We start from the raw sequence: 24,503 nt of genomic DNA, 5'->3' as shown, positions 1-24,503 counted from the left end.
GACCCTCCACCCCCCGAAGCCCCGCAGCAAACCACCCGCTGCGGGGCTTTGGATGAGGCGGTGTTTCTATCGGCTGATCGGCGCCTGGCTACAAAATCTCTGACCGGCCCATGCAGGCACGGGTTCCGCCTCGACGCAGGTCTTCAGGGAAGCGGGCTCTGTTCGATCGTCGCGTTCGGGGACGGGAAGTCCAGGCCCAATGGCGGGCAGGTGAATTCGCGAGTCATGAGTCCTGTGATGAAGTCGGTCATGGAGCCGGCGAACTCCCACCAGTCACCCTTCCCGTAAGAGTGGTCCGCCACCACGACCGTCCATGCGTCCGGGTCGCCCTTGGTCCGCCAGAACAGATGGTCGCTGTTGTCGGTAACGCCCCATGGGAAAAGACCGCCCTCCACGGGGTAGAGCGGGAATGGCACGAGGTCGAGAGTCGGAAACTCATCGATGAGTTCCTCTGCCGTCCCGAGTATATCCTCCGCCCAGGAGACCAGATTCTCTCCTTCTGCATCCTCGATGGGATGGAAAGTACCCAGAAAATTATCAACCCTGAGCGGCGGATACTTCTCACAGAGCTCCATATAGTCACTGGGAAGGCGCATCCCGAGCGCTACTCTCAGCCCGTCCCAGTCGACCGGTGGCGGCGACTGAATGGGCTTACCGATGAGTTGAATTATCCGCGTCAGTGAAGCCATGGAAATATCACTCTATGCTTTCTTGTTCTGGACTTGCTGTTCTGAATGGTTACGTCGAAGAGCAGACCGCTCCTGCCATGTGCGGTCATATGCACCGCAGACGGCATGGCGGAATGAGAAGAGTAGACCGGCCGCACCTCCCGGCGCACGATATTCTCGTACTTTTCATCGACGAATTATTCATTCGCTGTTAGATCGTGATCAGATTCCTCGGATCCGATCCATGACCTCCCAACTGGTCACCAATGAGGTGGCCTCGGGAGAAGACCTTACCCGGATTGGACGGATCGCCGGCGGCATCCCGGGGCCAACCACTGGGACGGATCGACTTTTTCGCCTTGGACCCGCCCCCCAAGTCCGGAGTACTGCAGTACTGCGCGCGAGCGCCGGTGGCCCGACCAACGCTGTCGAGTGGCTGATATTGCTTGAACGGTCGGCGTCCGCGACACCAAGGCCGAAGGTGGAGGCCCATCCTGGAACTCACCCGCCACGCTTGGGCATGTCTCCTCTGCTCCGTCCGGTCGCGTTGATAGGGGCCGTTCACCTCCTACACGAGGCCGGTCAATCCAACCGCCCAGGAGTGCGCGCACTTGAGCCGCCCCGCCGCCGTCCCCGCATCCACAACGTCCTGATGGACGGGCCGCATCCGCCCCCACCTCGCCAGCGGCACCGAGCTTCAGATGCGCGTCTTCTCGTCGCCCCCATCATCCCGGTAGTGGCCGCTAGCAGCGTCTGCCTGGTCGCCTTCGAACTGCTGATCATCTACAAGTTGGTGCTGGCCAGCCGCGACTATCGAAGAACATCGCGCCCACCTCTCCGTCGAGGCCTACGAACGCCCCAAATCCCCATCCCACCGGCTCCAGTTGACCCTGAGAGATGCATTCGCGGCGCTTCACCGCTCTCAAGGTTCTTGACAGAGTCGATCAGCGGTGCGGTCCGGGAGGCGGATCGCTGTTCTTGCCAGCAGGGACCGCGTAGCGGTCTCCAGGTCTGGCGTCTCTGATACGCGCAGGGCGTTCATCAGGAAGCCTGGGTCATTGACGCGCTCGTGGCCCAGCAGGAGTGCCTCGTCCCAGACTGCTCGACCGGCGACCCGTGCGATGGCGATGATCGCGGCAACGCCGAGAACGATCGACAACGGGTCTCGTCGGCATGTCACGGAACAGCGCACCCCCGCGTCCTCGTCCTCATGAAACCCCACGTCGGTGATCATCACCCATATGGTCGCGTCGCCCTCGGCGAGATGAAAACCGGCATGTTCTTCGTCGCTCGAGTGAGGACCGTGAAAGCGGCCAGCCTCTCAGATGTCAGGCCCGCACCCCGGCGCTCAGCTGTTCCGGTTTCCGTGAACGACACCGCCGGGGTCTTGTCCAACCCGAGGAGATCCGCCAGGACCAATGCCGTCGCAGAACGTACCGACTCCAAGGTGAACCCGCGTTCAACCCGAACGTCCCACTCCATGGCCATTTCATCCGCCTCTAAAGAGAACCCAGCCGTCTCTAGTTCGCACGTAAGTACTGGAGATGGTTCCCTGGTTGACTATACCCCGCAGAGCCGTACTGTTCGCCACGCCCGCTCGGTCGATTTCGCAGCATCAATATGGAGTTGAACGCCAGTTCATCCGGCGTTTCTAGCCTGTCGCTCAGCCTTCGCCGCATGGGCGATCGGGCTGTTATAGGAACGTCCCGAATATTTCTTCAGACTGACTGGCACGCCGTTGTGCCAGCGGTCTCCTGAAGGTCGACGAGCGGACGCCGGAGATAGCGGGTCCGGCCCCTTCCGCCAGCAGAAGTTCTGCGGGTGCACCCACAAGTTCAGGTCCGGCCCGGCCAGTCGGCGGGTAGCGGGAGCGCGAACCAGACTGCCTTGCCCGGTAGCGGTTTCTCCGCGACCCGTGACCGGTCAGAGCACACCCCCAGTCGGCGGTGAACTCGCCGAGCAGGGCGAGCCCCTTGCCGTGCTCGGCGAGCAGCCCGACGCAGGACTTGCGAGGCAGAGACGTCCGCGCACCGTCGAACACCCTGACGCATCCGGCGTTATGTACAAGGACCGGGACACCGGCTCCCACATGATAGGTGGGCTGGTTGGCGATAGTGGGTTGTGGACGCGTTGAGCACGGGTCTTCCGGCTGGCCAGTCGCGGCTACAGCCGCAACCTCGCCACCCTCAACACCAAATCGACGAGTACCGCGCCCAACTCCCCGCCGAGGAGTTCGAGCAGCCGAATATCTCCATCCCCCACCCGCTCCAGCCGACCCGTTCAATGATCAGGGGCCAGGTGCCGGTCAGCCGATCGGTACCTGGCCCCTGATCGCCTCCGGCAGGCAAAGTCTTTCGCCGCGACACAGGATCTCACGGAAGCGGGTTCTGTTCGATCGTTGCATTCGGCAATGGAAAGTCCGGGTCCAGTACAGGGCAGGTGAGTTCCCGAGTCATAAGGCCTGTGATGAAGTCGGTCATGGAGCCGGTGAACTCCCACCAGGCACCCTTCCCGTAAGAGTGGGCCGCCACCACGACCGTCCATGCTTCCGGGTCGTCCTTGGTCCGCCAGAACAGATGGTCGCTGTTGTCGGCAACACCCGATGAGAACGGCCCGCCCTCCACGGGATAGAGCAGGAATGGCACGAGGAGTCGGAAACTCATCGATGAGTTCCTCTGCCGTCTCAAGTATGTCTTCCGCCCAGGAGATCAGATTCTATCCTTCTGCATCCTCGAGGGGATGTAAAATACCCAGGAAATTATCGACCGTGAGCGGCGAATATTTTGCACATAGCTCCATGTAGTCACTGGGAAGGCGCATAATACACGTGATGCCGCTCTTTCCGGCGAAGCCTAGGGGTCTGGGGTCGTACTAGCAGGCGCCTATGTTCTCGGCTGGCCAGGGTCATAGTCGGTCCAGTCAGCCTGATAGCCGATGCCGGGTTTGGTGCCGGTGCTCGCGGTCGTCTTCCCGAAAGGGGACTTTAGGAGACGGAGTCGGTGAGAGGTGAGACCGACTTCGGGTCGAACTTCTACACGGAACCCATTTCATCCTGTGGCGGTGGGCTGCTGGTCACGGCATGATCGCGATGCGTCGGTTGGCCCTCAAACGTAGAGAGACCCCTGGTAGACGGGTTGATCACCACAATCACGTCGCCTGAACCAGAGGTCTCTACGTGCTTTTCTACCGTGCCGCCCTCGATCTGTCGCGTTCAACGCTGAACTACGTCGCCGGACTGATCCGCCGTCGGCGCAAGGCGATCGGGTCGACGTGGCGACTGCTCAGCCCCGGACGGCAGGCCCTTCTCGTGCTGGCCTATCTGCGCAAGGACGAAACGTTCGCCGAGATCAGCGCCGGGTTCGGTGTGTCTGCGACCACCGCCTGGAGGTATGTGGAGGAGACCGTCATGCTGCTGTCGGCGCGCTCACCCAAACTCGCGCAGGCGTTGCGGAAGGCCATGAAGGATGGGTTGACCCATCTGGTGCTGGACGGGACGCTCGTCCACACCGACCGGGTCCGCGCGGACCGCCCGTACTTCTCCGGCAAGCACCGGGTGCACGGGATGAACGTGCAGGTGATCGCCGGTCCGGACGGGACGATCCTGTGGACCTCGGGGGCGTTGCCCGGCAAGGTCCACGACCTGACCGCCGCCCGCGTGTGGGGCATCCTGCGCGAACTGGAGCGGGCGGGAATCCTCACCCTGGCCGACAAGGCGTATCAAGGAGCCGAAGCGTCGGTGGTCATCACGCCCTACAAGGGCAAGGACAAGCCCGAGTCGCAGAAGCAGGCCAACCGGTCACACGCCAAGCTCCGCGGGCCAGGCGAACGGGCGAACGCCCAGCTCAAGTCATGGCGGATCCTGCGGAAACTGCGCTGCAGCCCCGGCAAGGCCGGCCACATCGTCAAGGCCGTCACCGTCCTACAAAACCACCGCATTGCCCAGACCGCCCGAGGATGAAATGGGTTCACGGCAGGACGGCGAGACGATGGATCAACATCTGCCGCCGTACCGGGCACCGCGGGCCCCACCGACTCCGGGATGGCCGCGACAACGTTGTCCAGCGCATCCGATGCCGACGTGAACTCACCAACGACGCCACGCCCAACGAGATTGACCACAAAGAACTTTTCGGCCCCCATATCTATCGCGGGAATATCGTTCGTAAATGGGTAACCAGTGCAGCGACTGAACCCGAGCCGCGACCCGACCTGCCCTACCCAAGGAAACAGAATCCGCAGTCGCGACCTTTTCGATGCCAGCTTTAGCAGTTCTTGCAAGTTTTTCAATTCCGGATCATTGATGAGAATATCCCATTGAACGTCGACCGCCTTTCCCTGTTCATGGGCAAGGCCAAGACGATCATACTTCAAAAACGGCCATCGACGGACAGCTTCAGTGATGGATACACCTGATTCCCAATCCACCGCCACCCCGATAACCGCTTCGACATCGGATGCTATTCCATGGATCCAGTCATACCCATTCTTCCATACCTGAATCGCATAATGGCCATCCACTGTCAAATGGACGATAAGACTTCCACCTCGCACGGGCAGCTCCGTGCGCGCCCCCTCATATTCAGAGCCTCTGACTCTATCTGGAATCCATGAAATCCCGAGCTCATGCGCCCGTGTACTTATATGCTCAGCCAACCTGTCCTGCATAAATCTCCTCTACCCCAGCCTCTCAGTCAACCGCCGTAGCCCATACCTATCATCAGTTATGATACGCCAATCAGGTTCCGGCACCGGGAGTTCATTTCCATCTCTATAGAACTTGATCGAACCCCCGTCGCGCTGACCATGCTTGACCGCCCTGGTAACCCAACTCAATTCCTCTTCGGTGGCACTTGCGTTTCCATTAGGCCCTAGCAGGCCCTTCCGAGCCATAGCAGCGAAGTCATCTGGCGTGCCGGTCAGGTTCACGTGGACCCTACCTCCACCACTAGCGATCGTCCTTTCGACGGGAACTCGCCAATAGTCGGAATTCTGTCCCGGTTTGGCCGGTTGCCGGAGTCGTCCCACTCGTAGGCGGTCGTGTTGCCTCCGTGCGTCCGGGAGGTCAGGCGGCCGGTGATCATCTTGCTGGTGATCTGATGGTTGTCGTCGTAGGTGTAGGCCACGGAGGCGACCGCGGCGGCCTGGGCTTCCGGGTGTCGGTGGACAGTCGGCCGAGGTCGTCGTATCCGGCTGTGCGAACCCGGCCCGCTTCGTAAAGGTGCGCTCGTGAACGACTCCGCTGGGTGCCCTGATCTTGACGGGTTGTCGGCCTGGTCGTAGGCGCTCGTCCAGGCTTCTACGCCCCGTTGGCCATGGGAGCGGGGCCGGGATGGCACCGGAGGCCATGCCTTCGGCGGACGTCCTGATGGCGGACCGCATCCGGCCCCACCTCATCAGCGGCATCGAGGTCCAGATGGGCGTCTTCATCGTCGCCACGTCCGCAGCACCATCATCCCGGTAGTGGCCGTCGGCGGCATCGGTTCGTGGCATTCGACCTGGCCGACATCAATGCCGAGATCTAGGAGCAGCGCGCCCACTTCCCCGCTGAGCACGCCCATCGCGCCCAGGGGGCCAGCTCCGGCTGACGGTGGCCGCTCAGCCGCTGAGGCCGCGTTGCAGGAGTCGGTGCAGGTCGGTGGGGGGCTGGACGCCCGAGACCGGGGCGCTGCCGTCGATCACCAGTGAGGGGACGCCTCTGACGCCGAGCTCGGCTGCGCGGCGCCGGTCGGACCGCACCTGTTCGGCGTAGTCGTCGCCGGTGAGGACGGTGCGTACCCGGGCCGCGTCCAAGCCGGCCTCCTCGCTCAGGCGCTGCAGGATCTGCGGGTCGGCCACGTTGAGTCCTTCGGAGTGATAGGCGCCGAGCAGACGCTCCATCATCTCGTCGGCGCGGCCATGGTCGCTGGCCAGCCGGCACAGCCGGTGGGCGTCGAAGGTGTTCACTGGCCGAGCCAGATGCAGGTTGAGCTCCAGCCCCTCCGCGGCGCCCAGTGCCCGGATACGGGCGACCCGGTCCGCCGCCTCATGGCCCCACCATCCGGCCATGGCCTCGGCGGCCGTGGGGCCGGGAACCCTGCCTTCCTCCGGAGCCAGCTCGTAGGCGCGCCAGACGATCTCCACACCGGTGCGGTCGGCGAGGCCCTCCAGCGCTGCGGTCATGCGTCGCTTGCCGATGTAGCACCACGGGCACAGCACATCGGCAAAGATCTCGACCTTCATGGCAAACGTCCTTCGATGTGATCGGCGGTCCCGGGCAAAACGTCTGCCCGGCGCGGCCTGCGATTCGGCGGGAGCGCGCCGGGTGAGATCTCCGGGTGGATCAGGAGTCCAGGCGTTGCGGTCCGGGCCCGACCTCCGCGACCACGGTGTAGGTGGGAATCCCGGTCATGCGCGGTTCCGCCTTGCCCGACAGGCCCCGCAGGGCCTCAGTGATGGCGGCCATCCGGCCTTCCGTGTCGGACGTCTCCACGAAGTTGCGGTAATCGGCCTCGCTCGCCCAGTGGACGATGTTGTACACACGGGTGCCATCGGTACTGACGTGAAAGCGGGCCGATCGGTAGCCGGGATAAAAGCGCACCCACCGCTCCTGGACCTCGGCGAAGGCCGCCACGAGTTCCTTCTGGGTGTCAACGCCGTCGACGGTGTAGTCGATGATCGAATAGAAGCCTGCATCCGTGGCCATGAACGTTCTCCTCAAGGTCGGCAGTCGGGCTGGTGCCCCCGTCCGCGACCGAGCCTTGGCCATCAACTGCAGTTGAGGTCAAGTCGTCATAGGCCCCTGGACGGTCGATCCTGGAACTGGCTCGCCACGAGTGGGCTGCTCTGCCCCCGTCCGGCGCATCGCTGGGTTCGTCTCGGCCATGCGGGTAGCGCGCCGGTCACGAGTTGACCGGCGCGCTTGTGTCTTCTGAGTTCGGTCAGGGGTTCTTGCGGACGATCAGGAGGAGGTACTCCCAATCCACGGTGAGCGTTGAGGTCTTCTGGTCGTGGCGGCGGGCCAGGTCGGTCAGGGCCTCGTCCAAGGCCGCCGTCTTTTCCGGGTCGTCGGCTATGTGGTTGTAGACGGCGATGGTGGGGCCGTAGCGGGCTTTGAAGTAGTCGCGGAAGGCTTCCGGGGTTTCGAAGCCGGTGATGCGGATCTTCTGGCGGTGGGCCTTGAGGTCGGTTACGCGGTCGCCGAGGAGGGTGCGGACGTAGTCGGGGTCGCCCCACAGAGGTGGGGGCTGCGCGCCCGGTGGGGGCGGCGGGGCGTACGGCTTCATCGTTGCGAACATCTGGCCTATGAAGCCCTCTGGCGTCCAGTTCAGGAGGCCGATCGTGCCGCCGGGGCGGCAGACGCGGATCATCTCGTCTGCGGCTGCCTGGTGCTGCGGGGCGAACATGATCCCCACGCAGGAGATGACGGCGTCGAACTCGGCGTCCTTGAACGGTAGGGCCTCGGCGTCGGCTTCCTGCCACTCCAGGGTGATGCCCTGGCGGGCGGCTTGTTTGCGGCCTGCTTCCAGCAGTTCCGGTGTCAGGTCGCTGGCGACCACGGTCGCGCCGGTCTGTGCGGCGGCGATCGCGGCGTTGCCGGAGCCGGCGGCGATGTCCAGGACCCGGTCGCCGCTTCCGACGCCCGCCTCCTGGGTGAGAACCCCGCCCAGGTCCCAGATGATCTCGCCGGCCAGGGCCGGGTAGTCGCCCAGTGCCCACATCTTGCGGTGCTTGGTCTTGATGTCCCCCATGACGTGCTCCCCTCGTGTTGTGGTAACCACGTTATGGACGTGATGGGCGCCGCTCCTAGTACAGGATCTGTACTAGAGGCTGGCCGGGCGGGCGGGGGCGTTCTAGCCTGCGGAGTATGGGGGCTTCGTACTACCAGTTCTGTCCCGTCGCCAAGGCGATGGAATTGCTCGATGAGCGCTGGACTTTATTGATCATTCGTGAGCTGCTGTCCGGGAGCGAGCGTTTCAACGAGGTGCGCCGTGGTGTGCCGCGGATGTCTCCGACGCTTCTTTCCAAGCGGCTGAACCAGCTCGTCCGTGCCGGCGTTGTGGACAAGCGCGTCGATGGGAGCGAGGTCAGGTATGTCCTCACTCCGGCGGGTGAGGAGTTGCGGCCGGTCGTCGAGGCGCTGGCCGTGTGGGGCGTCCGCTGGATCGGGGAACTCGGGGACCGCGATCTCGACCCCAAGCTGCTGATGTGGGACGTGCGCCGCAACGTCGACTGCGGTGCCGTTCCGGACGGGCGGACGGTCGTCCAGTTCGTCTTTCCTGACGTTCCCGATCGCGAACGCTACTGGTGGCTGGTGCTGACGTCTGAGGGCGTCGATGTCTGCGATGTGGACCCCGGTTACGAGGTGTCGCTGACGGTGACCGCCGGCCTGCGCCACATGGTTCTCATGTGGCGCGGCGACATCCGGTGGGACGAGGCGTTGCGGTCGGGTGCGGTGGAGGTCAGGGGGCCTGAAGCGCTCCGGCGGACGGTGCCCGAATGGCTCAGCCTGTCGCAGTTCGCCGCTGTGCCCCGGCCTGGGTGAGGACGTCCGTCCATTGGCGGCAGACCTCGTCCAGGCCGTAGGTGGTTCTTACCTGGCTGCGGGCTAGGGTTCCTTCGGTTTGCCAGCGGCCTTCGGAGACGGTCTTAGCGATGGACGCGGCCATTGCGGACGGGGTTTCGTGAATCCAGCGGGAGTCGTAGATGGTTTCGACGCCCGGCCATGGGAGCAGTGTGGGGATGGCACCGGTGGCCATTCCTTCGGCGGGGGCCAGGTGGAAGCTCTCGTCGTCGCTGGTGGAAAGGACGAAGCCGATCCGGCGCAGCCAGGAGGCCACGTCGCGGCCGTAGGAGTCGAAGACCACGCCGCCTGACAGCAATCGGGAGCGGCGGATGCGGCGGAACGCCTTTTCGTAGTAAGCGCGTTCTTCGTCTTTCTGCCAGATCCACCAGTATTCCCAGGGGAGCTTGGATTTGACGAAGAGGGTGAAGCGAGGGTCGTCGCGGCGGAGTTCCTCCAGGACGTCGAGGGCCAGGTCGAGGCGTTTGCGGGACGGGGCTATGCCGATCATGCCCAGGTGGTGTTCGGCGCCGGGGAGTTTGGGACGGTCGAGTTGGGCGTCGTCGACCCAGTTGGGGACGGTGACGACCTTCTCCGCGGCCCAGCCGGTGATCTCGCGGGTGAGGGAGGTGTAGTGGGGGCTGACGCAGATGACCTCGTCCACCGCGTCGATCTTCAGTTGCTTCGGCCACGGGGCGTAGAGCTCGAAGCGGTGCAGGCGGACGACGAGGCGCTGGTCGGGGCGTTTGTGCTTCGCGTACCAGAGGGCGTTGGGGCCGCACCATTCGCAGATGACGACGTCGGCCCACTCGACCAGGTCTTGACTGCGTTTCTCGTCGTGTGCCTTCAGCGCGGCCCAGTGGTCTACTCGGATCTCCATGTCGGGGCGGGATCGGAGGTAGTCGAGCAGGCGGGAGAAGAACTTCAGGTCGTGGCCCGCCACGCCTACGCGCAGGCGGCGCGCCTTTACGGAAAGGACCGCTTCGGACGGTTCAGGGAATTCCTGGGAAAGGTACGTGCGGAGGCGGTCGGCGGCGGCGTCCAGGGTGAATCCGGCGGCGGCCGAACGGCAGCGGTCCACGGCCAGGGCGAAGACGTCCGGGTTCTTGCCGATGAGGGTCAGGGCGTCCAGGACGTCGTCTTCGGTGGCGGCGAACAGGGGGTAGTCGGCACCGAGGAGGCGTTCGTGCATGGGCGTCCGGTTCAGCACGACCGGGACCCCCAGCGTGCCGCACTCCAGAACCTTGGTGGACAGTTCGAGGCTCGCGTCCATGTCGGGGTTCCGCCAGGAGATGCCCACGTCGGAGGCGGCCGTCAGCCGCATCGCCTCGGCCCGGGGGTGGCCGCCATGCCAGACGACGCCCTCGCCGGTCTCCAGCGCGGTCCGCATCCGGGCCGCGAACGCCGGGTCGGCGGGGTCGTCGTGGATCTTGTCGCCGACCATGTGGAGTTCGGCGTCCACACCGCGGATGGCGAGCAGGCGCGGCAGGGAGGTCATCTCGTAGGTGTTCCAGCGCGGCGCGAACTTGCCGGTGTAGACGAGGCGGAGCGCGCGGCTGTCCGGTGCGCCGGCGGGGCGGGGCTCCAGGCCGTCCGGGAGGACGACGACGGGCGGGAACAGGACGCTCTTGCCCGCCGTGGCGGGCACGGCGGCCTCCAGGAAGCCGCGGAGTTCCTCGGTCTGGCAGAGCAGGACGCGGGAGGCGTCGGCGATCCGGCGCAGCTCGCCCTTGGCGGACGCGGCGAACTCGGCGGCGGACTGCGGCACGTCGGTGAGGTACGTCCACAGGCGTCCGGCCAGGGGGCCCATGGAGAGCTTGCCCGCGAGGCGGCGGCCCCGGACGACGACCAGGTCGTGGGGGTCCTCGGCGTCGATGCGGGCGAGGATCGTCGCGGCGTGCCTCGGGACCATGGCGCCGTCCAGCAGGCCCTCGGCGTGCGGGCTGCGGACGGTGACGCCGGGCAGGGCGCGCAGCGGGTCGACGAGGCGTCCGGTCTCGATCGGGGCCTTGAGGACCAGGGTCACCTCGCAGCCGGCCCGGGACAGGGCCTGGACCATGCCCTGGGCCCAGATCGCCGAGCCGTCGATCATGTTGAGATCGACATCGCCGTAGACGAGGGCGCGTGGTCGCATGGTGTCTCCTTTCAACGAACCGGTTCGAGGAGCGCGGCGAGTCGGTCGGTGGCCGTGTCGGTGAGGGTGGCGGTGTCGGTGAGGACGGCGTCCCAGGTCAGGCACGCGAGCGTGGCGGGCGGCGCCGCGCCGAGCAGGACGCGCGGGAGCGAGCGGGCCGCGGCGATCTCCCGGACGCCGTGCAGCGCGGCGTCCCGGTCGTACATGCCGGGGACGCCCAGGTAGGCCCAGGGGCCGCCGGGTTCGCCGGCCTCCGCGTCCACGACGACGATGTCCACGTCGGCCCGGTCGAGGACGATCGCGGCGTCGTGCGGGTACAGCGGGACGACCTTGGCGTTCTCGGCCAGCAGCGCGGCCGTGCGGCGGCCGAGGACGCCCGCGATGATCAGGCGGTCGCACGGGCCGGCGACGAGCAGGCGGTTCTCCGGGCGGTCGACGCGGTCGGGCTGGACGCCACCGCCGCCGGAGACCCCCGAAGCGGGAACGGGCGCGCTCCGCTTGCGCCAGAGCCGGTACAGGTCCCGCGGCAGCCGCCGGCCGCGCCGGGGGTTGCGTGCGGCGCCCGCGACGAGCCGCCCGAACTGCAGGGCCGTCGAGCCCTCCAGCGCGGCGAGCTGCTTCTCCAGCTCCTCGACCCGCGCCTCGCGTTCCCGCAGCGTGGACTTCAGCCGCCCGAGCTGCTGGTACGCCTTCGCCTCCTGCCGCGCCGCGGTCTCGGCCTCGTCACTCACCCAGGAACTCCATGATCACTTCGGCGATGCGGGGGCCGGCGTGGCCGTCCCACAGCGGCGGCTTGCGGTCGCCCGCCCGCGCGCCCGACTCCAGTACCTTGCGCACCCCGGGCACCAGCTCCTCGAACGTGACGAGCCGGTTGGTGCCGTGGGTGATCGTGATGGGCCGTTCGGTGTTGGGGCGGACGGTCAGGCACGGCACCCCGAGGATCGTCGTCTCCTCCTGCAAGCCCCCCGAGTCCGTGACGACCGCCGCCGCCCCGCGCACGGCCGCGATGAAGTCGATGTACCCGAGCGGTTCCAGGATGTGCACGCCGTCGTGGTCGTCCAGCCCGGCGGCCAGCAGGTTCGCCCTGCCGCGCGGGTGGACGGGGATGACCAGGTCGGCGAGGTCGGCGACGCCGTGCAGGTGCCGGACGAGGTCCGCCGCGGTGCCGGGTTCGTCCACGTTCGCGGGGCGGTGCATGGTCGCCAGGACGTACCGCTCGGGCAGGCCGTGCGTCTCCCTGACCGCGCCGGTGTCGAACGAGGCCAGGTTCGCCAGCAGCGTGTCGATCATCGGGTTGCCGACCAGGTGCGCCCGCTCGACCGGGACGCCCTCGTGCGCCAGGTGCCCGATCCCCTCCGGGCTCGTGACCAGGCACAGCGCGGAGAGCTGGTCGGTGACCCGCCGGTTGACCTCCTCCGGCATGGACATGTCGAAGCTCCGCAGCCCGGCCTCCACGTGGGCGACGGGGATCTGCAGCTTGGCCGCGACGAGGGCGGCGGCGATGGTCGAGTTCACGTCGCCGTACACGATGACGAGCACGGGTGAACGGCTCGTGAACTCCTTCTCCAGCCCGACGAGCAGCGCGGCCGTCTGCTCGGCGTGCCCGCCGGAGCCGACGCCGAGGTTGACGTCGGGTTCGGGGAGCCCCAGCTCGTCGAAGAAGACCTCCGACATCCGCGCGTCGTAGTGCTGGCCGGTGTGGACCACCGTCTGCTCCGTGCCGGCGGCGCGCAGCGCGTTGATCACCGGGGCGGCCTTGACGAAGTTCGGCCGCGCCCCGAGAACGTGCACGATGGGTGCCAACACAATTTCCCTTCTGTTCATCGGGGTTGCCTACGCTCGCCCGCCGTGCCCACAAAGAAGCCCGTCTACCTGGCCGGACTCGCCTGGCGGCAGGTCCGCGACGATCCCGGCCGGGCGTCCCGGCTGGCCGTCCGGCTGCTTGCCCGGACGCCGTTCGGCGCCCGGCTGCGGCGCTCCCGGTTCGCCGTCCCGAAGCCCCGTGACGTCCAGCGCGAGACGGCCGACCTGCGCCGCCTGCTGGCCCATCGGCCCCCGTCGCGCGAGCCCGCGTCCGCCCCGTCCGCCCCGTCCGCCCTGACCACCCCGTCCACGAGGGGCGTTCTGCAGTTCGTGACGAACGCGCTGCCCTGCACGAACGCGGGATACACCGTCCGGACCCACCGGATCGCCGCCGCCCAGCGGGAGGCGGGCCTCGACACCCATGTGGTGACGCGGCTCGGGTACCCGCTCAGCCAGGGCCTCGGCGACGCCCGGACGCGCGTGGACGTCGAGGGCGTCCCGTACCACCGGCTGCTTCCGTGGCTGCCGCCGGGCGATCCGGTCCGGGCCGTCGGCAGGAGCGCCGATCTGGCCGGGGGTCTGGTCGGGGAGCTGCGGCCGTCCGTCCTGCACGCGGTCAGCAACCACCTGAACGCGGCCGTCGCACTGGAGCTGGGCCGGCGGCACGGGCTGCCCGTCGTGTACGAGGTGCGCGGATTCCTGGAGGACTCCTGGCTCTCGCGCGACCCGTCGCACAGCGAGACCGACGAGTTCTACCGGCTGACCCGCGAGCTGGAGACGCGCCGCATGGCCGAGGCGGACGCGGTCGTGACGCTCGGCGAGGCCATGCGGGCGGAGATCGCGTCGCGCGGCATCCCGGAGGAGAAGATCGCCGTGGTGCCGAACGGCGTGGACGACGCGTTCCTGGAGCCGCTCCCGGACCCGGGCGACCTGCGTGAACGCCTCGGCATCGCCGCGGATGCCGCGGTCGTCGGCCTCACGTCGTCGTTCTACGGCTACGAGGGCATCGACACGCTCATCGACGCGGCGGCGCTGCTGCGCGACCGGGGCGCGCCCGTCACGCTGCTGCTGGTCGGCGACGGCCCGGAGCGTCCGGCGCTCGAACGGCGCGCGGCCGGGCACGGCGTTCACGCCGTGTTCACGGGCCGGGTGCCGATGGAGTCCGTTCGCCGATTCCACGCCGTCCTCGATGTGTTCGCGGTTCCGCGCCGGGCGGACCGGGTCTGCCAGTTGGTGACGCCCCTCAAGCCGATCGAGGCGATGGCCGGGGGAATCCCGGTCATAGCCAGTGAAGTCCGGGCACTTCGCGAAATCGTGGAACCCGGCGTGACCGGCGCGTTAACAGTTCCGGAAGACCCGGAAGCATGGGCGAATTGTCTGGAAGGCGTGGCTTACAGTCCGGAAAGAAGGCAAAAGATCGGGCAGGCGGCCCGGGAATGGGTCCGAGCGGAACGCACGTGGCGGGCCGTGACGGCCGGATATCGGACCGCTTACCCCTTCACATAAATCCCCGGACTGCGAAGGGAGCCGGTCACGTGGATCTTGTGGTCATCGGACTCGGCTACGTCGGACTGCCGCTCGTGCGGGAGGCATGCCGGGCCGGCCTGCGGGTCGGCGGCCTCGACCGCGACGCGCGCGTGGTCGCCGGCCTCAAGGCCGGGCTGTCGCACATCGACGACGTCTCGCCCGCCGAGATAGAGGAGATGCTGGAGGCGGGGTTTACCCCGAGCCTGCAAGAGGAAGTCCTGGACGGCGCCCGCACCGTGGTCATCTGCGTGCCGACGCCGCTGTCGCCGGAGGGCGGCCCCGACCTCACCGCCGTGCGCGGCGCCGCCGAGACGGTCGCCCGCCGCCTGGAGCCGGGGACGCTCGTGGTGCTGGAGTCGACCACCTACCCCGGCACGACCGAGGAGGTCGTCAGGCCGATCCTGGAGACGTCCGGCCTGGTCGCCGGGGAGGAGTTCCACCTGGCGTTCTCGCCGGAGCGGATCGACCCGGGCAACCCCGTCTACGGGGTCCGCAACACGCCGAAGATCGTCGGCGGGCTCGGCCCGGCGTGCGCGTCGGCGGCCGCCGCGTTCTACGGCAAGTTCGTGGACCGGGTCGTGCAAGCCAGGGGCACCCGCGAGGCCGAGATGGCCAAGCTGCTGGAGAACACCTACCGGCACGTCAACATCGCGCTGGTCAACGAGATGGCGGTGTTCTGCAACGAGCTGGGCATCGACCTGTGGGACGCCATCGACTGCGCGGCCACCAAGCCGTTCGGGTTCCAGGCGTTCCGGCCGGGACCCGGCGTCGGCGGGCACTGCATCCCGATCGACCCGAACTACCTGTCGTACAAGGTCCGCTCGCTGGGCTACCCGTTCCGGTTCGTGGAGCTGGCCCAGGAGATCAACGACCGGATGCCCCGGTACGTCGCGGAACGCGCGCAGCAGCTCCTCAACCGGGAGGGACGCGCGCTGAAGGGCGCCAGGGTCCTGCTCCTCGGCGTCACCTACAAGGCCGACATCGCCGACCAGCGCGAGTCGCCGGCCCGCCCGGTGGCGCGGCGGCTGGCGCGGCTCGGCGCCGACCTGTCGTTCCACGACCCGTTCATCTCGTCCTGGGACGTCGACGGGACCGCGATCCCGGCCGCGGGCACGGACCTGGCCGCGGCGCTGGAGGCGGCGGACCTGGCGATCGTCCTGGCCGACCACGCCGCCTACGACGCGGGCACGCTGACGAGCCACGCCCGGCTGCTCTTCGACACGCGAGGCCGGACGAGGAACACCGAGCACGACACCGTCGAGCTCCTCTAGCGCCGCCCTCGTAGCACACGGGAGCGAATCGCCCGGGAGCGTCCATGCCGGGGACAGCGGGAATTCATCGGCCATTTCCATCGGGATCCGAGACTCGGATGTGAAAGCGAGTGGTTTTCCTCCCGGTCCCCGGCAGCCGCCCCCGGGCTGCGAGCCCCGAACGAGGATGAAGATCACTCACAGATTCGGCATGGAGTGAGGCAATGCGGGTCTGTGTCTGCACGGTGGTGCACCACCCGGAGGATGCGCGCATTCTGCACCGGCAGATACGCGCGCTGCTCGACGCCGGCCACGAAGTCACATATATCGCTCCGTTTCGGGCATGTAATGCGACTCCGTGGCGGCAGGTCAGCCCCGTGGACGTCCCCCGCGCCACCGGACGCCGACGCCTGCGGGCCCTGCGCGCCGCCCACCGCGCCCTCACCGAGCACGCCGCCTACGCCGACGTGATCCTCCTCCACGACCCCGAGCTGCTGGTGTCCCTCCCCCGCGAAGTGCGCGAGCGGACCGTCGTATGGGACGTCCACGAGGACACCGCCGCCGCCCTCAGCGCCAAGGGCTGGGTACCGGGCCCCGCGCGTCCCATGCTGCGTCCCGCCGTCCACCGCCTGGAACGGCGCAGCGAGCGGCGGCACCGCCTGCTGCTCGCCGAGGAGGGCTACCGGGCCCGGTTCCGCGAGCAGCACCCCGTCGTGCCCAACACCACCTACGTCTCCGACCTGCCCCCCGGGCCGCCGGACGGCCGCCGCGTCGTCTACGTCGGGCAGCTGTCCCGCGCGCGCGGCGCGCTCGACATGATCGAGATGGCCCGCCCGCTGGCCGCCGAGGGCATCCTGGTCGAGCTGATCGGCGCCGCGGACGGCGACGTCAAGGACCCGCTCCGGGACGCCCAGCGCGAGGGGACCCTGCGCTGGTACGGGTTCGTCCCGAACGACCGGGCCCTGCGCATCGCCGAGGGCGCCATGGCCGGGCTGGCGCTGCTGCACGACGAGCCCAACTACCGGCACTCGATGCCGACCAAGGTCGTGGAGTACATGGCGCGCGGCGTCCCGGTCATCAGCACCCCGAACCCGCCCGCCGTGGACATCGTGGAACCCACCGACTGCGGGCTGATCGTCCCGTTCGGCGACCCGGACGCCGCCGCCAAGGCCGTGCTTCGCCTGCGCGACGACCCGGAGCTGCGCATCGGCTTCGGCGAACGCGGCTACCGCGCCGCCCGCGAGCGGTTCCACTGGCCCGTCCACGCCGAGCGCTTCGTCGCCCAGCTGGAGGCGTGGGCGGGCCGCGAACCCGTCCTCGTCCCCGAACCCGTCCCCGAGCTCTGAACCCGTTTCAGGACCCCGGCTGCCCCGGCCCCGGCTGCCCGGACCCCTGGTGCAGGCGGAAGGCGACGGAGCGGGCCAGCCGGGCGGCGACGCCCGCCGGCCGGTCGGCTTCGACCACCACGACGTGCCGGCCGACACGCAGCGCGATCATGCCGGCGGCCGGGCCGATCTCGTACGCCTGGTCCGCGCCGATGTCGCGGCGCGTGCGGGCCTTCGCCTGCGTGGCCTGGAAGGCGTCCAGCATCTGTGCGGCCGCGTGCTCCGTCCTGCCGACCCAGCGGACGCTGACGGTGAAGCCGCCCACGGTCCGCTCCGTCTCGCCCTCCTCGCCCTCCTCGCCCTCCTCGCCGTCCGCGCCGTCCGCGCCGGAGCCGTCGTTCTCGCCGTCCTCGCCGGAACCCCCGTCCCCGCCGTCCTGGCCGGGGGCGCTGGGGTCAGGCGCCGGAGACTCGGGGGCGTCGGAGCCCGGTGCGGGGTCCGCCGACTCGGTCTCGGACGGTTCCGGAGACGCCCCCTCGGGCCCCTGCCGGCCGGGCTTCGTCCCGTCGGGGTCGTCCCGGTCGCCCTCCCCCGCGGGAGGCTTGTACCGGCAGGACACCGGGTTCGGCAGCCGCACAGATCCCGCGGACGTGCCGGAGGGCTCGGCGGCGTGGCCCTCCGCCCGCGCCGCGATCAGGTCGGGCTTCTCCAGCAGCGAGCAGGCGTCCGGCCAGTCGGCCTCCGGAACCCCGCCCAGCTCGGCCGGGCCGGTCCCCGCGATCCCGCCGCGGAGCGCGAAGAGCCGCGAGGCCCCGTCCGGGCGCGGCGCCGCCTGCGGGACGGCCGCGTACAGCATCCCGCCCGCCGCCGCCAGCCACGGGCGCGGGCCGGGCAGGTCGAGGTTCATCGAGATCGGCGCGGGCGCGGTCGTGGTGTCCCCGCCGCCGGGCTCGACGATGTCGACGCCCGCGGGCAGCAGCCGCCCCGACAGCCGGGGGCGCAGCGCGAACACCTGGCCGCCCGCCTGCGCGAGCGCCGCGTACGCGGGGACGTCCTCGCGCTGCCACTCGACCTTGCCGGACGGCACCCCCACCGCCTCCATGCGGGTCTCGCCGCTCTTCGCCCCATCCGGGTGGTAGACGATCAGGAGCCGTCCCGACTTCAGCACGGCCGGGCACATCGTGTCGCCGCAGACCCCGTCGCCCTCCCGGACGGCGAACTGCCCGCCGTCCTCGTCGAACGCGCGCAGCGCCGTCCCGTCCGAGACCAGTGTCGCCCCGTCCAGCATCGACACCTCGGGCGACTCCGTGGAGCCGAGCCGCCGGTCCCAGCGGACCGCGCCCTCGCCCGGCTCGACGGCCAGCAGCCGGCTGTGCCGCTTCCCCTTCTCCCCGGCGCAGTCCAGGGCCAGCGCCGCGAGGTCCTCGCGGGCGCCGGACGGCTGCGCGCTCCCCTCGAACAGTTTGCAGCCGCGCGGCAGCGGCAGCCGCCACACCCGGTTCCCCGTCACCGCCGAGAGCCCGAACAGCGTCCGGCCGCCGTCGCCGGTGGTGAACAGCACGTCCGAACCGGCGGGCCAGCGCAGCGTCGTCCGGGACACCGCGGCCGGCTGCGGCCCCTCCCGCTGCCACAGCAGCCCGCCCGACAGCGCGTCGAACGCGATGATCAGCCGGTCGCCGCGGTCGCCGTCCCGCTCGAAGTAGCCGAGCAGCCGGGACCGCGTGGAGGCCCAGCCCAGCAGCGTCCAGCCGGAGCGGCGGTAGCTCCAGCGGCCCGCGCCGGTCCGCGCGTCCCGTACCTCCAGCCCGCGCCCGGACGCCGTCACCACCTGCCCCTGCGCGACCGCGTAGGCGACGCCGTCGTAGCCGGCGACGGACCCGTGGTGCGTCCTGGTCGTGTGCTCCCAGCTCACGGCGAGCGGCCCCGGCGGCGGCCCCACCTCGCGCTGCGGCGTGACGGGCTCGGCGGTCACGGTGTGCCGCACCTGCCACCACTCCGCGCCGAGGACGAACCGGTCGACGAGGACGGCGACGAGTGCGATCGCCACCACTCCGGAGATCACGCCGAGGGCCACGCGGACCCCGCCCACGGACTCCGGCCGCCCCCCGGACCGCTGCCGGCTTCCGCCCACGACCGCGCCGCCTCCCTCCGCGTACCGTGCTTTTCTGGACGACATCCACCTTGCCTTGTGCGGGGCGTCCTCGCGACAGAACGAAGGAGTGGAACCGTGGAGGTCTTCACCCATTGGCGAACCTGGGACGAGGCCAGGGCGGGCCTCGACGAAGCGAGACCGGCGGCGAGATCGACCTGGACGGCCTCGGCAGGGCCGCGGAGGCCGCCCGGCATTGGCACGGCGACCAGCGGCGCCCGACCGGCGATCCGTACATCGTGCACCTGCTGGAGGCCCTGGAGGTGCTGACGCGCGGTCCAGGCGTGACCGACCAGGCCGTCCTGTCCGCCGCGCTTCTGCACGACGTCGTCGAGGACACCCCCGCCACCGTCGCCGAGGTGGAGGACATGTTCGGCCCCGAGGTGGCGGAGCTGGTCGACTGGGTGACCAAGCCGCCCGCGCCCGGCGGCGGCCGCCAGGCCAAGCGCGCCGCCAAGGCCGCCTACCTGCGCCGTCTCCGCGACGCGCCACGCGAGGCGATGCTGGTGAAGCTCGCCGACCGCGTGAGCAACGTCCAGACCCTCGACCGGATGCCGCCCGACTTCCAGCGCCGGTACTACGCGGAGACCCTCACCTACATCGTCCCGCTCGCCGAGCCTGAGCCGTGGTTCAGGGCGTGGTACGCGTCCTGGCGGCGGCAGTTCGCGCACCTGGCGTGAACCGGGCGTGACCGGACGGTCATGAAATGGGAGGATCCGGCCATGGAACGGGAGTGGGTGGTCGAGGAGAGCGTCGCCATCGAGGCGTCCGCGAGCGACGTGTACGCGGCGGTCGCCGACCCGCGGCGGATGCGCGAGTGGAGCCCCGAGGTGTTCGCCGCGTGGGTGCGCGGGCGGACGATCGCGCCGGGTACGAGGTTCGTCGGGTTCAACCGGATCGGCTGGCGGGTGTGGTTCACCACCTGCCAGGTGACGGCCGCGGTGCCGGGCGAGGCGTTCGCGTTCCGCGTGTCGAGCTTCGGCGTACCGGTCGCGCTGTGGGGATACCGCATCGAGGAAATCGCGGGTCAGGACGACACGGGTCAGGACGGCGCGAGTCAGGACGACGCGGGTCAAGACGGCGCGGGTCAGGACGGCGCGGAAGGCGGGTCCGGGCCGCGGACCCGCCTCACCGAGTACTGGGAGGACCAGCGGCGCGACAACCGCGGCGCCGCGTTCGTCTCGCTGCTCGGCAGGCTGTTCACCGGCGTCCCCGCCGGCCGCCGCGCCGCCGTCAACCGCGACGGGATGCGCGCGACCCTCGACCGGATCAGGACGGCCACCGAGAAGGGCTGAGCGCCGAGAAGGGCAGAGACAGGCCCGGCCGACGCTTGGAAGTAAAACGAGAACCTGTTCTACTTAGTGGTGTGACAAGTGCAGTAGAAGCCCATGCGATCCAGGGCGAGCGCGTCGGCCTGCCGGTGCGGATCCGCGACGCCGCCGTGGCGTCGGCGATGTTCGCCGTGCCCGCCGGCGCCGCCCAGGCCGTCATCGCCTACTCCGGGCTCGACATCGCCGAGCCGCTGCCGGGTAGGGCCGTCTGCTCCCTGGCGTTCGTCCGGTACGCGGACGGCGACCTCGGGCCGTACCACGAGTTCGCCGTCGCGTTCCTGGTCCGGCCGCCCGGCTCGGCGCCGCCGTCGGGGACGTTCGGCCGGCTGCGCGGGATGGCGGGGGTCGGCGCGTTCATCCACTGGCTGCCGGTCAACCAGGAGTTCACCCTTGAGGCCGGGCGGACGATCTGGGGGTTCCCGAAGGAACTCGCCGACATCCCCATGGACCTGGCCGGGCGCGTGAAGCGCTGCGCGGTGCGGTTCGGCGGCCGTTCCGCGATCGAGGTGGCGGTCAAGCCGGGCGCGCCGATGCCGGGCGGCGCCGGGGCGCCCAGGGTCGAGGCCTACTCGTGCCTCGACGGCGTCACCCGCCGGACGCCCTGGACGCTCACGCCGTCCGATGTGCGGATGCGTCCGGGCGGGGCGAAGGTCGTGCTGGGCGACCATCCGGTGGCGGAGGAACTGCGGGGGCTGGGCCTGGACCGGGCGCGGGCGCTCAGCACGAGCACGGTCGGGCATCTCACGATGACCTTCGAGGCGGCCGAGGAGGTGCGCGGATGATGCGGACGGCGCTGGTGACGGGTGCCGCGTCGGGGCTCGGCGCGCTGGCGGCGCAGCGGCTCGCGGCGGCGGCCTGGGACGTCGTCGCCGTGGACGTGGACGCCGCCGGGCTGGCCCGGACGGCGCTGCGCTCCCCGAACATGCATGCGCGGACCTGCGACGTCACCGACCCCGGGGCCGTCGCGGACGTGCTCGCGATGAGCGGTCCCGTGCAGCGCGTCGTGCACGCGGCCATGATCTCCCCGGCCGCGCCCGCGCTGGAGCAGCCCTTCGATGAGATCGAGAACACGCTGCGGACCGACGTCCTCGGCACCGTCCACGTCGTGCGGGCGACGCTGCCCGGCATGCTGGAACGCGGACGCGGCGAGATGATCATCTGCCCGGACGCGCCGGAGGCGGACACGGCGGCCGGCGCGGCGGCCTCCGCCGCCGTCGCCGCGTACACCGAGTCGCTCTGGGCGGAGCACGGCGGGCGGGGCGTGACGTTCCGCTGCGCCCGCGCCGCCGCGGGGACGCCGCCGCGCCTCGTCCTCGACGCGATCGACCGCTCGCTCGCGCGTCCCGCCGGGGATCCGCACGTCCCGATGGACGCCGCCGGCGGCCTGGTGTCCCGGCTGGCGCGCCGCACGCCTGCGGGAACGTCCGCGCCACGCTGAAGGTCACAGGGACCGAATAAGCTGTCTCCTTCGCCCCTTCGGGGTGCCGGGGGACGTCCCCGGTGTGACACACGTGCGAGGAGCAGCCTGCATGTCGTCCCAGGTCACCGGGCGGCCGACCGGTTCCGGCGGCACGGTCAAAGACCAAGAGATCGCCATCGAGCAGCGCTACGTCGACATCGCCTACGCGCGCCTGGAGGAGATGCGCGCGGACGCCCAGGCCATGATCCAGGAGGGCTACCGCCAGTCGCTCGCCGGCACCAAGGGCTCGCTGGTGGACCGCGACGCGATGGTCCACCAGGCCGCCCTGCGCGTCCAGGCCCTCGACGTCGCCGACGACGGCCTGGTGTTCGGTCGCCTCGACCTCGCCTCCGGTGAACCCGCTCCCGGTGAACAGGCGTCCGGTGAACAGGCGTCCGGTGAACAGGCGTCCGGCGAGATCCGCTACATCGGCCGCATCGGCGTGCGGACCAGCGAGCACGACTCCCTGGTGATCGACTGGCGGGCGCCCGCCGCCGAGGACTTCTACCGCGCCACCCCCGAGGACCCGCGCGGCGTCGTCCGCCGCCGCGTCCTGCACTCGCGCGGGCACACGGTCGTCGACCTGGAGGACGACCTGCTCGACCCGGACGCGTCCGACGGGATGACGATCGTCGGCGACGGCGCGTTCCTCGCCTCGCTCGCCCGCACCCGCGAGGGCGAGATGCGCGACATCGTCGCGACGATCCAGCGCGAGCAGGACGAGGTGATCCGCGCGCCCGCCGACGGGACCGTCCTGGTGCGCGGCGCGCCCGGCACCGGCAAGACGGCCGTGGCCCTGCACCGCGTCGCGTACCTGCTGTTCCGGCACCGGCGGCGGTTCGGCTCCCGGGGCGTCCTGGTCATCGGCCCGAACCGCCGGTTCACCGCCTACATCGAGCGGGTGCTGCCGTCGCTCGGGGAGGGCTCGGCGACGCTGCGCTCCCTCGGGGACCTCGTCGACGGCGTGACCGCGACCGTCCACGACCCGCCGCGGCTCGCCCGGGTCAAGGGCGCGGACGAGATGACGACGGTGCTGCGCCGCGCCGTGACCGACCACGCGCCCGGCGCCCCCGACGAGCTGCGCGTGGTGTTCAAGGGTGTCGTCGTGACGCTCGACCGGGGCGGCCTCGACCGGATCAGGAGCGACGTCCACCGGCGCAGCCGCGGCACCGTCAACGCGGCGCGCGGCCGGGCCGCTGAGGCGCTCCTGGACGCCCTCTGGGGCCGCTTCAACGAAGTCGGGGGCCCGGAGGCGGCCGAGGAGGCCGAGGGCGCCGAAGCGGGCCTGTGGAACGCGATCCTGGCCGCGGACGGCCTCGCCGAACTCGACGACGAGCCCGCCAGCGGCTCGGATGGGCAGAGCGTCAGGCAGAACGGCGGCCAGAGCGGCGACCCGAAGCGCGACCAGTTCGACGCGCGGGTCCGGGAGCAGCGCGCGTTCACCGACTTCCTCGTCGCCTGGTGGCCGATCCGCCGCCCGCTGGACGTGCTGCGCTCGCTCGCCGACCCGGACCGGCTGCGCCGCGCCGCGGGACGCGAACTCGACCGCGCCGACGTCGAGCCGCTCGCCCGGTCCTGGGCCGGGGCGGACGCACCGCTCAGCTACCAGGACGTCGCGCTGCTCGACGAACTCGACGCGATGCTCGGCTCGCCCCCGCGCCCGTCCCGGCGCAAGGCCGCCCGCGACGAGGACCCGTTCGTCGTGGACGGCGTCAACATCCTCACCGGGGAAGACGTGGTGGACGAGACGTGGGAGCCGGAGATGCAGGAGCTCACCACGTCCATCGAGCGGCTGGAGAAGTCCCGGCGCGTGGACGACGGCGTGGTGGAGGAACGTCCCGAGTACGCGCACATCGTCGTGGACGAGGCGCAGGACCTCTCCCCCATGCAGTGGCGGATGCTCGGCCGGCGCGGCCGCCAGGCCAGCTGGACGATCGTGGAGGACCCGGCCCAGAGCGCATGGGAGGACCTCGGCGCGGCCCGCGAGGCGATGGAGGCGGCGCTCGGCGGCGAGCGGCCCGCGTCCGGGGGCCGCCGCCGGTCCCGCAAGCCCGCTCCCGCCCCCGCGCGGGCCCGGCACGAGTACGAGCTGACCACGAACTACCGCAACTCCACGGAGATCGCCGCCGTGTCCGCGCGGGTGCTCGCGCGGGCGCTGCCGGAGGCCCGCCCGGCCCGCGCCGTCCGCACGTCCGGTATCGACCCGGTCGTCCGCGTCGTCCCGGACCTCGGCATCACCACCGCGTGGGAGGCGGCGGAGGAGCTGCTCGGCCAGGTGGAGGGCACCATCGGCCTCATCGTCCCGCTGCCCTCGGAGG

The 24,503-nt window shown here is 69.8% G+C and carries 21 protein-coding genes; 11 read left to right on the top strand and 10 right to left on the bottom strand.

The genetic code is table 11. From position 1 onward, the window contains the following. Nucleotides 1-143: 143 nt before the first annotated feature. The 3 genes from E1285_RS28405 to E1285_RS28390 form a co-directional block, all read right to left on the bottom strand. Nucleotides 144-689, bottom strand: coding sequence for a hypothetical protein (locus E1285_RS28405; protein WP_132157415.1), 546 nt, complete (start codon nucleotides 687-689; stop codon nucleotides 144-146). Nucleotides 690-1,590: 901 nt separating this feature from the next. Beyond that, nucleotides 1,591-1,902: a hypothetical protein gene (locus E1285_RS28395; RefSeq protein ID WP_132157410.1), complete on the bottom strand. Its 312-nt coding sequence runs from the start codon at nucleotides 1,900-1,902 to the stop codon at nucleotides 1,591-1,593. 1,138 nt (nucleotides 1,903-3,040) lie between these two features. Then, the gene (locus E1285_RS28390) at nucleotides 3,041-3,331 is read right to left on the bottom strand and encodes a hypothetical protein (protein ID WP_132157408.1); all 291 of its coding nucleotides are present in this window, start codon (nucleotides 3,329-3,331) and stop codon (nucleotides 3,041-3,043) included. Between the two features lie 512 nt (nucleotides 3,332-3,843). Between E1285_RS28390 and E1285_RS28385 the strand changes: the two genes are divergently transcribed. Together E1285_RS28385 and E1285_RS48270 are read left to right on the top strand one after the other, a co-directional pair. Next, nucleotides 3,844-4,626 carry a transposase family protein gene (locus E1285_RS28385; RefSeq protein ID WP_132157406.1) on the top strand — a complete coding sequence of 261 codons (783 nt, stop codon included), beginning with the start codon at nucleotides 3,844-3,846 and terminating at the stop codon, nucleotides 4,624-4,626. 1,371 nt (nucleotides 4,627-5,997) lie between these two features. Continuing rightward, complete coding sequence (locus tag E1285_RS48270) at nucleotides 5,998-6,129, top strand: hypothetical protein (RefSeq protein WP_279510100.1); 132 nt, start codon at nucleotides 5,998-6,000, stop codon at nucleotides 6,127-6,129. Between the two features lie 134 nt (nucleotides 6,130-6,263). Here E1285_RS48270 and E1285_RS28375 read toward each other — a convergent pair whose 3' ends face one another. The 3 genes from E1285_RS28375 to E1285_RS28365 all read right to left on the bottom strand — a co-directional run bounded on the left by E1285_RS28375 (nucleotide 6,264) and on the right by E1285_RS28365 (nucleotide 8,395). Continuing rightward, nucleotides 6,264-6,887, bottom strand: a complete 624-nt coding sequence (locus E1285_RS28375; protein ID WP_132157402.1) for a DsbA family oxidoreductase — start codon at nucleotides 6,885-6,887, stop codon at nucleotides 6,264-6,266. A gap of 100 nt (nucleotides 6,888-6,987) precedes the next feature. Further along, nucleotides 6,988-7,350: an antibiotic biosynthesis monooxygenase gene (locus E1285_RS28370; RefSeq protein WP_132157400.1), complete on the bottom strand. Its 363-nt coding sequence runs from the start codon at nucleotides 7,348-7,350 to the stop codon at nucleotides 6,988-6,990. 235 nt (nucleotides 7,351-7,585) lie between these two features. Continuing rightward, on the bottom strand, nucleotides 7,586-8,395 hold the full coding sequence (locus E1285_RS28365; RefSeq protein WP_132157398.1) for a class I SAM-dependent methyltransferase: 810 nt from the start codon (nucleotides 8,393-8,395) through the stop codon (nucleotides 7,586-7,588). Between the two features lie 116 nt (nucleotides 8,396-8,511). Between E1285_RS28365 and E1285_RS28360 the strand changes: the two genes are divergently transcribed. Continuing rightward, entirely contained in the window at nucleotides 8,512-9,189 is a 678-nt protein-coding gene (locus E1285_RS28360; protein ID WP_132157396.1) for a helix-turn-helix domain-containing protein, read from the top strand. Here E1285_RS28360 and E1285_RS28355 read toward each other — a convergent pair. Genes E1285_RS28355 through wecB form a run of 3 tightly spaced genes read right to left on the bottom strand, consistent with a single transcriptional unit; the run spans nucleotide 9,149 to nucleotide 13,135 of the window. Next, entirely contained in the window at nucleotides 9,149-11,341 is a 2,193-nt protein-coding gene (locus tag E1285_RS28355) for a glycosyltransferase (protein WP_132157394.1), read from the bottom strand. The genes E1285_RS28360 and E1285_RS28355 overlap by 41 nt on opposite strands. A gap of 11 nt (nucleotides 11,342-11,352) precedes the next feature. After that, complete coding sequence (locus E1285_RS28350; protein WP_132157392.1) at nucleotides 11,353-12,072, bottom strand: hypothetical protein; 720 nt, start codon at nucleotides 12,070-12,072, stop codon at nucleotides 11,353-11,355. Then, on the bottom strand, nucleotides 12,065-13,135 hold the full coding sequence (wecB, locus tag E1285_RS28345) for a UDP-N-acetylglucosamine 2-epimerase (non-hydrolyzing) (protein ID WP_243723106.1): 1,071 nt from the start codon (nucleotides 13,133-13,135) through the stop codon (nucleotides 12,065-12,067). The genes E1285_RS28350 and wecB overlap by 8 nt, the downstream gene beginning before the upstream one ends. Before the next feature lie 54 nt (nucleotides 13,136-13,189). Between wecB and E1285_RS28340 the strand changes: the two genes are divergently transcribed. From E1285_RS28340 to E1285_RS28330, 3 genes are all read left to right on the top strand, one after another. Further along, nucleotides 13,190-14,650 carry a glycosyltransferase family 4 protein gene (locus E1285_RS28340; protein ID WP_243723105.1) on the top strand — a complete coding sequence of 487 codons (1,461 nt, stop codon included), beginning with the start codon at nucleotides 13,190-13,192 and terminating at the stop codon, nucleotides 14,648-14,650. A gap of 29 nt (nucleotides 14,651-14,679) precedes the next feature. Next, complete coding sequence (locus E1285_RS28335) at nucleotides 14,680-15,942, top strand: nucleotide sugar dehydrogenase (protein ID WP_243723104.1); 1,263 nt, start codon at nucleotides 14,680-14,682, stop codon at nucleotides 15,940-15,942. 203 nt (nucleotides 15,943-16,145) lie between these two features. Then, nucleotides 16,146-17,267 carry a glycosyltransferase gene (locus E1285_RS28330; protein ID WP_132157384.1) on the top strand — a complete coding sequence of 374 codons (1,122 nt, stop codon included), beginning with the start codon at nucleotides 16,146-16,148 and terminating at the stop codon, nucleotides 17,265-17,267. Nucleotides 17,268-17,274: 7 nt separating this feature from the next. Here E1285_RS28330 and E1285_RS28325 read toward each other — a convergent pair whose 3' ends face one another. After that, nucleotides 17,275-19,422 (bottom strand): PQQ-binding-like beta-propeller repeat protein, encoded by a 2,148-nt coding sequence (locus tag E1285_RS28325; protein WP_165966795.1) that lies wholly within the window; start codon nucleotides 19,420-19,422, stop codon nucleotides 17,275-17,277. A 68-nt stretch (nucleotides 19,423-19,490) separates the two neighbouring features. Here E1285_RS28325 and E1285_RS28320 point away from each other — a divergent pair, with 68 nt between their 5' ends. The 5 genes from E1285_RS28320 to E1285_RS28300 form a co-directional block, all read left to right on the top strand. Next, a complete protein-coding gene (locus tag E1285_RS28320) occupies nucleotides 19,491-20,075 on the top strand; it encodes an HD domain-containing protein (RefSeq protein WP_243723103.1) in 585 nt (194 codons plus the stop codon). A gap of 42 nt (nucleotides 20,076-20,117) precedes the next feature. Then, on the top strand, nucleotides 20,118-20,690 hold the full coding sequence (locus tag E1285_RS28315) for an SRPBCC family protein (protein ID WP_132157380.1): 573 nt from the start codon (nucleotides 20,118-20,120) through the stop codon (nucleotides 20,688-20,690). A 71-nt stretch (nucleotides 20,691-20,761) separates the two neighbouring features. Beyond that, nucleotides 20,762-21,508 carry an acetoacetate decarboxylase family protein gene (locus E1285_RS28310; RefSeq protein WP_243723102.1) on the top strand — a complete coding sequence of 249 codons (747 nt, stop codon included), beginning with the start codon at nucleotides 20,762-20,764 and terminating at the stop codon, nucleotides 21,506-21,508. Further along, complete coding sequence (locus E1285_RS28305) at nucleotides 21,505-22,164, top strand: SDR family NAD(P)-dependent oxidoreductase (protein WP_132157378.1); 660 nt, start codon at nucleotides 21,505-21,507, stop codon at nucleotides 22,162-22,164. The genes E1285_RS28310 and E1285_RS28305 overlap by 4 nt, the downstream gene beginning before the upstream one ends. A 91-nt stretch (nucleotides 22,165-22,255) precedes the next feature. After that, nucleotides 22,256-24,503 (top strand): AAA family ATPase (locus E1285_RS28300; protein WP_132157376.1); only part of this gene is annotated, 2,248 nt, incomplete at its 3' end.

The organism is Actinomadura sp. 7K507 (assembly GCF_004348425.1).
GTDB lineage: Bacteria > Actinomycetota > Actinomycetes > Streptosporangiales > Streptosporangiaceae > Spirillospora.
Note: the sequence above shows the minus strand (reverse complement) of the source record. Positions and strands in the feature narration are given on the sequence as shown.

What these genes read in the sequence shown, in the direction of transcription:
- E1285_RS28405 (WP_132157415.1), bottom strand. Translation starts at nt 689, where the DNA reads ATGGCTTCACTGACGCGGATAATTCAACTCATCGGTAAGCCCATTCAG.
- E1285_RS28395 (WP_132157410.1), bottom strand. Translation starts at nt 1,902, where the DNA reads ATGATCACCGACGTGGGGTTTCATGAGGACGAGGACGCGGGGGTGCGC.
- E1285_RS28390 (WP_132157408.1), bottom strand. Translation starts at nt 3,331, where the DNA reads ATGAGTTTCCGACTCCTCGTGCCATTCCTGCTCTATCCCGTGGAGGGC.
- E1285_RS48270 (WP_279510100.1), top strand. Translation starts at nt 5,998, where the DNA reads ATGGCACCGGAGGCCATGCCTTCGGCGGACGTCCTGATGGCGGACCGC.
- E1285_RS28375 (WP_132157402.1), bottom strand. Translation starts at nt 6,887, where the DNA reads ATGAAGGTCGAGATCTTTGCCGATGTGCTGTGCCCGTGGTGCTACATC.
- E1285_RS28370 (WP_132157400.1), bottom strand. Translation starts at nt 7,350, where the DNA reads ATGGCCACGGATGCAGGCTTCTATTCGATCATCGACTACACCGTCGAC.
- E1285_RS28365 (WP_132157398.1), bottom strand. Translation starts at nt 8,395, where the DNA reads ATGGGGGACATCAAGACCAAGCACCGCAAGATGTGGGCACTGGGCGAC.
- E1285_RS28360 (WP_132157396.1), top strand. Translation starts at nt 8,512, where the DNA reads ATGGGGGCTTCGTACTACCAGTTCTGTCCCGTCGCCAAGGCGATGGAA.
- E1285_RS28355 (WP_132157394.1), bottom strand. Translation starts at nt 11,341, where the DNA reads ATGCGACCACGCGCCCTCGTCTACGGCGATGTCGATCTCAACATGATC.
- E1285_RS28330 (WP_132157384.1), top strand. Translation starts at nt 16,146, where the DNA reads ATGCGGGTCTGTGTCTGCACGGTGGTGCACCACCCGGAGGATGCGCGC.
- E1285_RS28325 (WP_165966795.1), bottom strand. Translation starts at nt 19,422, where the DNA reads ATGTCGTCCAGAAAAGCACGGTACGCGGAGGGAGGCGGCGCGGTCGTG.
- E1285_RS28315 (WP_132157380.1), top strand. Translation starts at nt 20,118, where the DNA reads ATGGAACGGGAGTGGGTGGTCGAGGAGAGCGTCGCCATCGAGGCGTCC.
- E1285_RS28305 (WP_132157378.1), top strand. Translation starts at nt 21,505, where the DNA reads ATGATGCGGACGGCGCTGGTGACGGGTGCCGCGTCGGGGCTCGGCGCG.